General features: G+C 37.3%; 10 protein-coding genes. 6 read left to right on the forward strand and 4 right to left on the reverse strand.

The genetic code is table 11. The annotated features are described in order from the left end of the window. Positions 1-267: 267 nt before the first annotated feature. Positions 268-1587, forward strand: coding sequence for a sensor domain-containing diguanylate cyclase (locus tag PVK71_RS14760; RefSeq protein WP_274419713.1), 1320 nt, complete (start codon positions 268-270; stop codon positions 1585-1587). Between the two features lie 96 nt (positions 1588-1683). Here PVK71_RS14760 and PVK71_RS14765 read toward each other — a convergent pair whose 3' ends face one another. Further along, positions 1684-2427, reverse strand: coding sequence for a hypothetical protein (locus tag PVK71_RS14765; RefSeq protein WP_274419712.1), 744 nt, complete (start codon positions 2425-2427; stop codon positions 1684-1686). A 420-nt stretch (positions 2428-2847) separates the two neighbouring features. Between PVK71_RS14765 and PVK71_RS14770 the strand changes: the two genes are divergently transcribed. From PVK71_RS14770 to PVK71_RS14790, 5 genes are all read left to right on the forward strand, one after another. Beyond that, a complete protein-coding gene (locus PVK71_RS14770) occupies positions 2848-3240 on the forward strand; it encodes a LysM peptidoglycan-binding domain-containing protein (RefSeq protein ID WP_274421846.1) in 393 nt (130 codons plus the stop codon). A 248-nt stretch (positions 3241-3488) separates the two neighbouring features. Next, complete coding sequence (locus PVK71_RS14775) at positions 3489-4340, forward strand: MurR/RpiR family transcriptional regulator (RefSeq protein ID WP_274419709.1); 852 nt, start codon at positions 3489-3491, stop codon at positions 4338-4340. A gap of 173 nt (positions 4341-4513) precedes the next feature. Then, complete coding sequence (dcuC, locus tag PVK71_RS14780) at positions 4514-5875, forward strand: C4-dicarboxylate transporter DcuC (RefSeq protein WP_274419707.1); 1362 nt, start codon at positions 4514-4516, stop codon at positions 5873-5875. Positions 5876-5967: 92 nt separating this feature from the next. Continuing rightward, complete coding sequence (gene pepT / locus PVK71_RS14785) at positions 5968-7212, forward strand: peptidase T (RefSeq protein ID WP_274419706.1); 1245 nt, start codon at positions 5968-5970, stop codon at positions 7210-7212. Positions 7213-7394: 182 nt separating this feature from the next. Further along, positions 7395-8267 (forward strand): DMT family transporter, encoded by an 873-nt coding sequence (locus PVK71_RS14790; protein ID WP_274419705.1) that lies wholly within the window; start codon positions 7395-7397, stop codon positions 8265-8267. 82 nt (positions 8268-8349) lie between these two features. On the opposite strand, the gene PVK71_RS14795 is transcribed toward PVK71_RS14790, so the two are convergent. The 3 genes from PVK71_RS14795 to PVK71_RS14805 form a co-directional block, all read right to left on the reverse strand. Next, on the reverse strand, positions 8350-9522 hold the full coding sequence (locus PVK71_RS14795) for a MalY/PatB family protein (protein ID WP_274419704.1): 1173 nt from the start codon (positions 9520-9522) through the stop codon (positions 8350-8352). Positions 9523-9531: 9 nt separating this feature from the next. Then, positions 9532-10986 (reverse strand): Na+/H+ antiporter NhaC, encoded by a 1455-nt coding sequence (nhaC, locus tag PVK71_RS14800; protein ID WP_274419703.1) that lies wholly within the window; start codon positions 10984-10986, stop codon positions 9532-9534. Positions 10987-11123: 137 nt separating this feature from the next. Then, on the reverse strand, positions 11124-12146 hold the full coding sequence (locus PVK71_RS14805) for a LacI family DNA-binding transcriptional regulator (protein ID WP_274419702.1): 1023 nt from the start codon (positions 12144-12146) through the stop codon (positions 11124-11126). Between the last annotated feature and the right edge of the window lie 137 nt (positions 12147-12283).

Raw genomic sequence — 12283 nt, forward strand, 5'->3', positions numbered from 1 at the left:
CTTTGGAGTATAATATTAACAGCGACATTTAATGCCTTATTGTTACTTTATAAGCTATTCTTATTATTACCTGTAATGTATATTACAGGCGTGTGTTATTTTTTAAAAGTAAGAGTCACATGTGACATACTTGTATTGTTAATGTAAGTAGACATGGATTTGTACGTGCTAAGTAATAATTTGTTTAATTTTTATGTGGTTTAACGTTTTATTCTTAGCGTTGATTATATATGTTGATTTTTGTAAGTATGATATTGAGTAGTGGTTATGTTAAAAAAAACAATTGTTTTCGTTTTGTTTTTATCTTCATTGTTTATGGCAGAGTTATGTGTCGTTAAAATAAATGGGGTTGATAACGAGAAACGTATTAATGATGTTATTTATGAACTTAACCAATCTATTGGTCTTGTATTTAATGATGCAGTGATTTCTTCTGAGGTGTTAAAAGAAATTGTTAGAACATCTAAAAATAGTACTATTGCATTGACTGAATTTAATCGAGTAAGTGAAATTTTACTAGCAGATTATAGTGATCTCGATTCAATACTTTTACTCCCTAATGGTGTTGTTTCCTATGTGTACCCTTATGACGAAAATAAAAATGCAATAGGTCATGATGTTCTAAATGATGAAAATCGAAAGCGAGGAAGCTTAGAGTCCATTTTAAAGAAAGATACAACTATCATTGGTCCTGTTAAGTTGGTACAAAATGGAAAGAAAGCTTTTATCATTAGAAAAACTATTTTAAGCGGAAATGATTTTTGGGGGTTTACATCCTCGGTCGTATACTTAGACTCGATTATTAATATGATTGACAATATACTTTTAAAGCATGGCTTTGTTGATTATCTTATTGTTGGTTATAATCCTGATGGTCAAAGTCTTAATGAGAAGTTAATTAGTTCTAAAGGAAACTTTAGTAATAAATCATTGAAAGGTGTAATTTATGTTTTTAATACTAGTTGGGAACTCTATACTGCTAAAAATTCGCCAAAACTTAGTATTAGAATGTTTATGTTTTTTTTAGTATCAATTGTTTTTATTATAACAGTACTGGTTTTTAGATATTTTAAAAATAATAAAAAAGAAAATAAATTGCTAAAAAATGAAACGCATACAGATTTTTTAACTGGGTTGATAAATAGGCGAGGGTTTGAATATAAACTAAAATTACTTAAGAATAACGAATTAATTTATGGGTCGATCGCTATTTTCGATATCGACTTTTTCAAAGCAGTCAATGATAAATACGGTCATGATGCTGGAGATGAAATTCTCGTTAAATTTGCGAATGTTTGCATGATGAATTTACCTGCTGAATATATCCTTTCAAGGAGTGGGGGGGATGAATTTATACTATTAATGCCAGGTTTGGATATAATAAGAGCAAAAGAGGTATGCGAATGTTTGAGGCTTGCTATATATAAAGAACGATTCACTACTAGTAAAACAGAATTAGAAATAACGACAAGTATAGGCGTGTCTTCATATTCTAATGTTGTAAACATTAGAAGTGCATTAAATATAGCCGATAAAGCTCTTTATATTGCGAAAGAAGATGGTCGAAATCGTGTATTTACTTTTTAGAATAAAGAGGATAGCGTTAATCCTCTTTATATAATTTCACTTTTCTATATTTTGTTATAGGGTGGGATATGAAAATAACAGATTTACGTTGTCGTACTAAGTTTTAATTGATGATTTTCCTATGATTAATTTGTTTGAAAATAATAAATTATAATTTTCAAGGTTAAAACCATCAGGGTAATCGAATAAGAATGTGGACACATCAATTGTATGAATGTGGCTAATTGGCATATGCTTAATATCCTCTGTTCGATATATTAAATACAATTCAGTATTGGTTAATATTAAACCTAAAGGCTCTACATTTTTGTGAATACTATGATTGTGTTTTTTTATTGTGATTAACCGTTGGCAAGTTAAAGCCAAGCAAATACGCTCAAAAATACTATAAAGTTGAACGCTTTGTAAATGTGATGAGATATCTATATCAGCATGTACCTTTCTGGTTGATAATAAAGGTGGAAGTGTTGATATTGATGAGTTCTTTATTTGAATAAATGCAGAATCAATGACGGAAGAAAGCTCATTAGGAAGTGCTGCCCTCAAATATACTTCGGCTAATCCAAGTATGATGCTTTCTCTTAGGCCTAAAACCATTTTTTGATGCAACTTTCTGCTATATCCGTATGGCTTATCTCTTGTATCTTTGTCTACATCAAAGTAATTACTGATTAGCTCAAGATTTCGTTGAATAGTTCGTATATCTCGCTCAATACCTGCCAGTGCTAACTCCTTCTGAAGTAATTGTGCTGTTGTTTTCCGTCCTTGTGGTATTCGGCAGTAAAGCTCTAATATCAACGAAAGATGTTCTTGAGTATTTGATTTTATTTTTTTCGTCATTTTAATTAATTCAAATGTACAAATAATGGGCCTTCATCCTAGCGGGGTATGTGGCAGTAGATGCCACATGGTTTATGTATAACTCAAATTGTTTAGTGGATTGGATTATTTCTTAATAAGTAAAGTATGCTCCCTATATAAATTCAATGAATAAAAGAGTGCTAGTATATAGATATTATACTTATGGTGTTCTCTATCATGTTAGGTATAGATGTTGGGTTACATCAAGTGAAACTAGTGGCTTTCCTTATTATTCAAATGATTAAATAGAAAAAAATAAGCAAAACTTCTCAATAAAGCTATTTATTGCTTGTACATACATTCTATTTTTATGACAATGGTCGTAGTTATTTATCAACTAGATGAAGTTGTGAGAAAAGTATGAAACAGAAAAAAAATATAATTCTACTGGCGTCGCTAATGTCTTCATTAGTTCTTACTGGTTGTGCTTCAAATGATGAGCTTATTGCCCAGCAAAAGAATCAGACAGAACAAATGAATGTATTAGAATCAAAAGTTAGCACGTTAGAATCTCAGGTTGGTACATTAGAAGCTGAGCTACAAAAGCAAAAAGAAACGGACAGTGAAATTTATCAAACTGTACGTAAGTTAGATGTAGCACAAGGCGAACTAAAGGCGCAAGCACAGCAACAAGCTGACAAAGCGGTGATGTACTACACAATTAAACAAGATGATACGTTATATAGTATTGCAAGAGAGCAAGGGATCGCATTAGAAGATTTACTTCAACTAAATCCTAAAATTGCTAACCCTAAGCGTTTGCTTATTGGCGATGTCCTTAATATTAAATAATTATATTTGCTTAGTTAATACTAAATCATGATAAAGGCCACTAAATGCAGTGGCCTTTTTTTGCGATAAAATTAAGTATCCTAACTATTCACTTGTGTTCTATTAGCATTATTTTAACAATATGTTGAATCCTTACTTTTTATGTGTGTTTGTCACAAAATAAGTATGGGAAAAATTAATTCCCTTGAAAGTATCATTGCATTAGTGGAAATATATCCCATAGATTAAATATTTGGGAAATAATCCCCGTGGATAAAAAAGACTTCATCGATGCAGTAAATGGATTAGGGGCGCTAACGGCGGCAGAGCAGCGTATTACCGAATATTTCATGAAACATTACACCATGCTGCCATTTGCCAAAATTGATGAGTTATGCAAACAAATAGGGGTAGGTAAGGCTACGTTAGGTCGTTTTTTACAGCATTTGGGTTTTAGTGGATTTTTAGAGTTTAAAAAGCACGTAGCAGATGATTTAGCATTAACACTTACCACGCCAGTAGAGCGTTACGAAACACTTCAACCTACTGATAGAAAAGATAATGTTTTGCAGTCGCATTATGATGAAGTGATGTCGAATATGGCTAAAACCTTTGCGACAATCTCTGAGAGTGATTTTGAATTAGCCATCGAATATATGCAAAACCCGAAAGGGAAACTCTATGTTATTGGCAGCGCATCATCAGAGGCATTGGCGAATTATTTTTACCTATTAGCTAGATACTTACGTAAAGATGTTGTTTGGTTAAAAGCCGATATATCCACGCTGCCACATCAACTGGTAGACGTAAGTAAAGACGATGTTTTATTTGCCATTTCTTATCATAGGTTCTCAACTATAACGATACGGTTAGTGAAATGGTTTCATCAATTTGGTGGTCGGATCATCTTAGTGACGGATCAACCCGTAAATCCTTTTGTCGCATATTGCGATATTCAATTCTCAGTAGAGAGTGCCAGTCAGGGCTTCTTTAATAATAGAGCATCAGGGTTTGCATTAATTGAAGCATTTATTAAGGGGTTATCAAAACAGAAGGAAAGAAATAATCGATTTAATCGCATCGAAGGATTGTTTGAAGAGTTTAGTATTTTTGATAAATAAAAATACAGTGTCATAAATAAGGGAATGTATCTATTTTAAAATAATTTTGTTTTAAATAACTCTGGTATTTTAAATTCAGATAAGAACCCGCATATTCATAATATTTATTAATTTAAGTTTGTTTATTTTTAAATGGACTTACCTATCTATAGTTATAATATATTGAGGTTGTCATGATTACTTTTTTAGCGTTACCAATAATATTGGGTGTCGGATATTTTATAGTGAAAAAATATAATACTCAGGCAGTATTATTTCTTTCTGGTTTATTAATGATTGCGTTGGGTGTTTTAAACGGAACTACGGAGTTTCTACCTAAGGGCGGTACTCCAACAGGGTCGATCATTGTCGATTTCTTTGAAGTGATTAAAGTGATTTCGTCATCTACATTAGCGAAATTAGGTCTGATCATCATGGCGGTTGGTGGTTTCTCTAAATATATGGGCCACATTGGTGCTGCAAACGCTATGGTACAAATTGCGACTAAGCCGCTTTCATACATCAAAAACCCATACTTAGTCTTAGCGCTTGCGTACATAATTGGTCAATTAATTAATATCTTTATTCCAAGTGCTACAGGCTTAGCATTATTGCTATTAGTTGCTATGTACCCAGTATTGGTAGGGGTTGGTTGTAACCCTGCGGCAGCGGCGGCGGTAGTAGCGACGACAGGTTGTCTTGATTTAGGCCCTGCCTCTTCTGCGGCAAATAAAGCGGCGGAAGTATCAGGTATTGATGTTGCGACATATTTTGCTAGCTATCAACTTCCTGTAGCTATTGCTGCTATGGCTGTTATTGCAGCTCTGCATTTTGTTTGTCAGCGTTATTTTGATAAAAAAGATGAAGAGAAGGGCGTTGTTCATGAGTTTAATCTTGATGCGAAAGACCAACGTAAAGCGCCTAAATGGTTTGCAATTTTACCTGTTCTACCATTATTACTGTTATTAACCTTCAGTAAATTTGCGGTGACATCTGTTCGCATGGATGTAGTAACGGCAATGTTTATCTCTTTATTTATCGCTATGGTGTGTGATTATCTTTATACCCGTAATGGCAAGGAAGTGGCGGCTTCTTTAAAAGTGTATTTAGAAGGTATGGGGAACGTATTTACGGGCGTTGTGAGCTTAATTATCTCGGCACAAGTTTTTGTTACCGGGTTAACCACTATTGGTTTTATCGCTCTACTACTTAATTCTGCTTCTAATATGGGATTGGGCTATATTGCTATGGTTCTTGTTCTTGTTGTGATTATTGTTTTGGTTACTATGTTATCTGGCTCTGGTAATGCTTCGTTCTTCAGTTTCTCAAACTTAGCACCAGATGTTGCAGCACAAGTAGGTACGGCTGCTGCTCATGTTGCTCTTCCTATGCAATTAGCGGCAGGTTTAATGCGCTCTGCATCGCCAGTTGCGGGTGTTGTTATTGCGTGTGCGGGTGTGGCAAACGTATCACCAATTGAATTAGCTAAACGAACGATTATTCCAATGTCTGGTGGTTTAATTACTGTTTTAATTTGTTCTCAAATTTTAGTGTAGTTTGCGGTTATACCAATTCGGATAAGTTGTTATTTACATGCTTGTTCGGGTTGGAGTTAAATATAAATTAGATCCAAGAATTGGAGTTAACTATGGATATTATTGAACGCTTTTTAAGTTATACACGTATTAATACAACGACTAGCCGAGAAAAAGGGGCAGCAGGAATAATGCCTTCTTCAGATGGTCAGATGAAGCTTGCCAAGTTATTAGCAAAAGAGCTAGAAGTATTAGGGATGGAAGAGATTGTTTTACGTGATACGGCAATTTTAACAGCAACACTACCATCAAATATTAAGGGTGAGCAGACAATACCAACGGTGTCATTTTTTGCCCATCTTGATACCAGTGCAGAGCAGACAAACGATACCAATGCGCAGATTGTGAGTTATCAAGGAGGTGATATTTGTTTGAACCCAGCATTAGACATCATTCTAAAAGAGAGTGAGTTTCCTGAGCTTGTTAATTACGTCGGTGATGACATCATAGTTACCGATGGGACGAGCTTATTAGGAGCAGATGATAAAGCGGCAATTGCTGCAATAATGAATGCACTACAGATATTGAAAGCCGACCCAAGTATTCCTCATGGCACTGTGAAAGTCGCTTTTGTTCCTGATGAAGAACAGGGTTTACGAGGTGCTAAGGCGTTTGATGTAGAAAGCTTCGGCGCTGATTTCGGTTATACGCTTGATTGTTGTGGTATTGGTGAGTTTGTTCATGAAAACTGGAATGCCGGTGATGCAATCATTACGTTTACTGGGCAATCTGCACACCCAATGTCTGCAAAAGGAAAATTAAAAAACTCTCTATTAATGGCTCATCAATTCATTAGTATGCTACCTGGTGGTGAAGCGCCTCAATATACCGAAGGTCGTGAAGGCTATTATTGGGTGAAAGAGTTATCTGGCAACAGCGCTAAAACAGTACTGAAAATGGATATCCGTGATTTTTATAAAGATGGATATCGTGATCGTATGGCATTTTTACAAAATCTTTCAGACAGCTTTGCGAAATTATGGGGTGATTCAAGTATCTCTATCAACCTAAGTGATCGTTATGAAAACGTAGCGAACAGTTTAGAAGGGGATGCAAGTTTTCCTATTACTATCGCCAAAGAAGCGTATGAGAGAAATGGCATTACAATGAAAGCCGTACCGATGCGGGGTGGCTATGATGGGGCGGTATTGTCACAGAAAGGATTGCCGTGCCCGAACATATTTACAGGTGCACATAACTTCCATTCTATTTATGAATATTTGCCTGTTAACTCATTAAAAGCGGCAAGTAATGTAGTGGTAGAGGTTATAAAAATCACGGCAGAAGGGCAAAACTAGGTAATATTTAGTGACACCGTAACCTATTTGAATAGTAGAGTATTAAAGAGTATGTTGATAATTTCAATATGCTCTTTTTTTATTATGAGTAAATGATAAATTAGTTTATAAATCTGTATGTATCGCTTGATGCGTATTAAAATACCCACCATTTTCTGTCTTCATCACTATTAAGTGTCTTTATGCTAACTAAACTTCGTGCAGAGCCTGTTTTAATTATAACCACTCTTTTGGCTGGCGCTGGATGGGTGTTCTCAAAAGAGGCAATCCAAGAGCTACCTCCGTTTGCTTTTATTGGTATTCGTTTTATTTTGGCATCATTGTGTTTATTACCATTTTGCTTTGGCGCGTTGAAAAAAGCATTATTGCAAGACTGTGTTCGTTCAATGGGGGTTGGCGTATTACTTTCTTCAGCCTTATTTTGTTGGATCCATGCAATATCAATCAGCGACACTTTGGGTGAAGGGGCGTTTATTATGAGCCTCTCTATGCTGTTTGTTCCTTTGCTTGCATGGCCACTGTTTGGTTCTAGGCCTCCAAGAGCATTTTGGTTATCTTTACCCATTGCGATTTCTGGTTTGTTTTTATTAGCATGGAACGACGGTTGGAATGTATCGGCAAGTCAAATATGGTTTATCTGTGCAGCAATAGGGCTTGCGACGCATTTTAATTTTAACAGTAAGTATTCGGCCAGTTTACCGACGATTTTATTAACGACACTACAATTATTCACAGTTGGCTGCTTAGGTGTGGTGTTGTCACTGTTTTTAGAAACATGGCCACAAGAGGTGAGCCTAATTACGTGGAAGTGGGTCGTACTAAGTGTGTTGCTTGCAACGAGTCTGCGCTATTTATTGCAAACGGTAGGGCAAAAATGGGTAACACCGACTAATGCAGCTATCCTAATGTTGCTTGAACCTATTTGGACAATGCTACTTAGTGTTTGGATATATGATGAATCGATGCCGTTAAATAAACTGATTGGTTGTGGCTTGTTACTTCTGTCTTTGGTTTTCTATCGCTTTAGCCAAGTGAGACATAAGTTGCGGTCGTAGTATTTATTACTACTCTGGAGTTATAAAAATACCCGATGAAGTTCACCGGGTATTTTGTTTAAACTAACTTATCTAAAGCCGATTAGCTACTCAGCGCAACGTTAATTCGCAGCATCGCTTGAACTAACACTTCACGAGGACAACCTAGGTTTAAACGAATAAACCCAGAGCCTTCACTGCCAAATGCAATCCCCATACTTGGAACAATGCCAGCCTCGACTAATTTCAATTCTAGCTCTTTGTCCGTTAATCCAAGAGAGCGGCAATCTACCCATGCTAAATATCCAGCTTCTGGAGGCGTAAAGCTCAGATCTGGCAGTTCGCGTTCAATAAAAGTTTCTAGGGTAGTAATGTTCTCTTGTAGATAGGTTTTTAGCTCGTTTAACCACGGGGCAGAGGTTTGGTAAGCAGCAGTGGCAGCACACATAGCCAAGCTATTATAAACATCCATACCATGAGCATCTAAACGACGAACTAAACGTGCTTTTAATTCTTGATTTGGGATCATGAAATTAGAAATACGCACAGAAGACAAACCAAATGTTTTACTCGCTGCTGTTGCTACAATCAGTTTTTGTTGCAGATCTTCTGGTAATGACAATGCTGAATGGTAAGTGTTATCTCCCATCGCTAAATCGCCCCAGATCTCATCACTTAACAACCACACATCGTATTGATGACATAGCTCTGCTACCGCAGTTATCTCTTCTTTTGACCATGCTTTACCGACAGGGTTGTGAGGATTACAGAAGATCATCACTTTAGCACCTTGTTGGAAGCAAGATTCTAAATTAGCAAGGTCAATAGTGTAGTTTCCTTGTTGCTCAATTAATGGGTTTTCAACTAATACGCGGTCATTAAATTCTACGATTTTACGAAACGAACCATAACCCGGTGTTTGCATTACCACTTTATCATTGGTATCTGTTAGCAATTGAATTGCCATTGAAAGTCCTGGTAACACACCGTGTACCGTGGTTATCCATTCTTTTTTAATACCAATATTATGCTGCTCTTGATACCAGTTGATAACGGCTTGGTAGTAGTCATTATTACGTTCAGCGTAGCCAAAAATACCATGGTCGATGCGGTTATGAAGCGCTTCTAATACTTGTGGTGGCGCTTGAAAGTCGTAATCAGACACCCACATAGGTAATCGGTCAGTGCCATCTAATCCGAGCTTTTCTTTCATGAAATCCCATTTTAATGAGCCGGTGTTACAACGGTTGTGAATGCAGTCAAAAGAAGTTGTCATGAGATAGCCTTATTTTACGTCAACTGGAGATAATGAGTCGTTGTCTTGAGTTACTGGCGCTTTTGCAATACCAAAGCCAGTGAAACCATAAATGATGGCGAAGATAACACCGGTGTAGCACTGAATCGCCCATGGTAGATAATCAAGCGTTGCTACGCCTAGTGTGCTTGCCATGTAAATACCTGCGGCAGTCCATGGAACCAGTGGTTCGATAATGGTGCCGGCATCTTCAATCGTTCTTGAAAGGTTTTTTGTGTCTAATCCCATTTTACGATAAGCGTTTTGGAATAATTCACCAGGGATTAATAGGGCAAGTTTGCCATCAGAAGTTGTGAATACCACAGTAATCGTAGCAATCACGGTTGATAGAATTAACTGGCCTGTGCTGTGGATCAGGTGTAAGAAGCGACCTAATACTACATTTAGCGCGCCAGTTAGACTTAAGATACCCGCGAAAGCGAAGGCACAAAACACAAGAAGAATCGTGCTCATCATAGAGAATAAGCCACCACGATTAAGCAGTTTTGCAATATCAGGAACCAAGCCGTCGGTTGCATGACCATTTGCATTTAACATATCGATATTGAAACCATTAACAAACGCTTGAAGTGCTTGTTGTAGGCTGAAGCCTTGTAAAAACACACCGATAAGTAGGGCAAGAGCAGAAGCCGCAAGCATCAATGGAAGTACTGGTTTTTTAGTGAATGCACCCCATAGGATCATCATTGGTGGCACAATTAATAGAATATTAAGGTTATATAGACTTTCTAATCCCGCAAGAATATCGAGTACTTTTTGAGGTTCGCTTACATTTGCCACATCACCGTATTGGCCAGCAAAGAAGAAGACAACAGAAGCGATAACAAAACCCGGTAGCGTTGTATAAAGCATGTGTTGAATATGTTCATATAAGGTTGTGCCAGAAACAATAGGTGCAAAGTTAGTTGAATCAGAAAGAGGGGAGATTTTATCACCAAAGTAAGCACCAGAAACCACTGCACCAGCTGCGGCTGCCATTGATACATCAAGACCTGCGGCAACACCCATTAGAGCAACACCGACCGTGCCTGCTGAGCCCCATGATGTACCTGTACATACAGAAACTACGCTGGTAACAAAGAAAGCGGCAATTAAAATATATTGAGGACTGATGACTTTTAATCCCCAATAAACCATATAAGGAATGGTACCACTGACCATCCAACTTGCGATTAGGCCACCAACCGACACTAAAATTAAGATAACAGGCATTGCTTTCGCCAGTTTCTCAACAATGGCATTCATTATTTCATCCCAGTTATATCCCATTTTATAAGCGATAAAACCGGTGAAGGTTGCTGAAGTAAGTAGCAGCGCTTCAATTTGTAGACTAAAGAGGCCGTATCCAATTGCTAGTAGACCAAACATGACTGCAATAGGTGCTATTGCGAGTGCAAATGATGGTAGAGGCTTTGATTGTGTCATTGTTGTATTCCTCGTAAACAGATGTAGGGTTGTTTTGTTTTTATGAGGTCATAATAAGAGTTCTATTAATTAGAATATGAGAGATAGGTAACGCACTCATGTAAGCGCTTACATGGGATTGTTACCTAAGATGTTCATCACACTTTTAGGGCTTGCTTTGTTGAATAAGGTGCAGCAGTCTGGCGCTGAACTAAGGTGGCATTAAAGCAATGTTTTTGTGGTGGAATATAACCTGTGTTTTTTATTTTTAATGCTAAATCAGCAGCATAGCTCGACATTTCATCAATAGGATTGTGCATGGTGGTTAAGCGTGGATAGAGATATCGAGCCAATAAAACATCGTCAAACCCAATAATAGAAATATCGTCTGGAACACGGATATTATTTTCATGCAAGCTTGCCATTAAACCGGCGGCCATTACATCGTTAAAGGTAACTACCGCTGTGATCTCGGGGCATTGAGTCAATAATTGTTCACCAGCCAGTTCTCCACCTTGTTCGCTAAAGTTCTGATTAATAATCCAATTAGGCTCAATAGTAATGTTGGCCTCTTTCATCGCATCACGATAACCGTTCAGTCGCTCTGTTCTGTCTTCAATAGGGAGATCACTGGTGACACAGGCGATCTTTCGATGGCCTTGCTCAATTAAGTGAACTACAGATTCTTTTGCTCCTGCTCTATTATCGATATAGACAGAGCGGTTGGATATTTGCGGTATAGTGCGATTAAGCAATACCATTGAGGGTAATTGGGCGCTGTATCTAAGTAGGGTGGCATCGTCTAGCATTTTGGCGTGAACCACCATGGCTTCACATCCTTGGCTGATTAAAAAATCCAATCCTTCTTTTTCTCTTTGTGCGTCATGGCCGCCGCTTACTACAACTAATTGGCATTTATGTTTACGGGCGACTTCTTCTACGTTTTTGGCTATTAGGGCAAAGAAAGGATCAGCAAGATTACCCGTTAATAACCCAAGCGTGTTATTGGTCTTTTTTGCTAGCGCACTGGCTCGTGCATCTCGTTGGTAATTGAGTTCACGAATAGCATTTTGTACTCGTTCAAGAGTGACAGGCTCAACATAAGCAGAGTTATTGATTACGCGGGAGACGGTAGCAGTAGAAACCCCTGCTAATTTTGCAACGTCACTGATTGTCGCCATGATTACAACTTAGGTGGTTAACATTAAGCCGGAGTGTAGCGCGGATTTATCGGTAAAGATGTTAGGAGTATCAAATTCTGTGGAGCATGTTGCTTATAATTACTTTCTTATCAATAGTATTAAATATTTAATACTCC

This window comes from Aliivibrio sp. S4MY1 (assembly GCF_028765545.1).
Lineage (GTDB): Bacteria > Pseudomonadota > Gammaproteobacteria > Enterobacterales > Vibrionaceae > Aliivibrio.

Bases quoted from the DNA above. Each gene is read 5' to 3' on its own strand.
- PVK71_RS14805 (WP_274419702.1), bottom strand. From the start codon at position 12,146: ATGGCGACAATCAGTGACGTTGCAAAATTAGCAGGGGTTTCTACTGCT.
- dcuC (WP_274419707.1), top strand. From the start codon at position 4,514: ATGATTACTTTTTTAGCGTTACCAATAATATTGGGTGTCGGATATTTT.
- pepT (WP_274419706.1), top strand. From the start codon at position 5,968: ATGGATATTATTGAACGCTTTTTAAGTTATACACGTATTAATACAACG.
- nhaC (WP_274419703.1), bottom strand. From the start codon at position 10,986: ATGACACAATCAAAGCCTCTACCATCATTTGCACTCGCAATAGCACCT.
- PVK71_RS14770 (WP_274421846.1), top strand. From the start codon at position 2,848: ATGTCTTCATTAGTTCTTACTGGTTGTGCTTCAAATGATGAGCTTATT.
- PVK71_RS14760 (WP_274419713.1), top strand. From the start codon at position 268: ATGTTAAAAAAAACAATTGTTTTCGTTTTGTTTTTATCTTCATTGTTT.
- PVK71_RS14790 (WP_274419705.1), top strand. From the start codon at position 7,395: ATGCTAACTAAACTTCGTGCAGAGCCTGTTTTAATTATAACCACTCTT.
- PVK71_RS14795 (WP_274419704.1), bottom strand. From the start codon at position 9,522: ATGACAACTTCTTTTGACTGCATTCACAACCGTTGTAACACCGGCTCA.
- PVK71_RS14765 (WP_274419712.1), bottom strand. From the start codon at position 2,427: ATGACGAAAAAAATAAAATCAAATACTCAAGAACATCTTTCGTTGATA.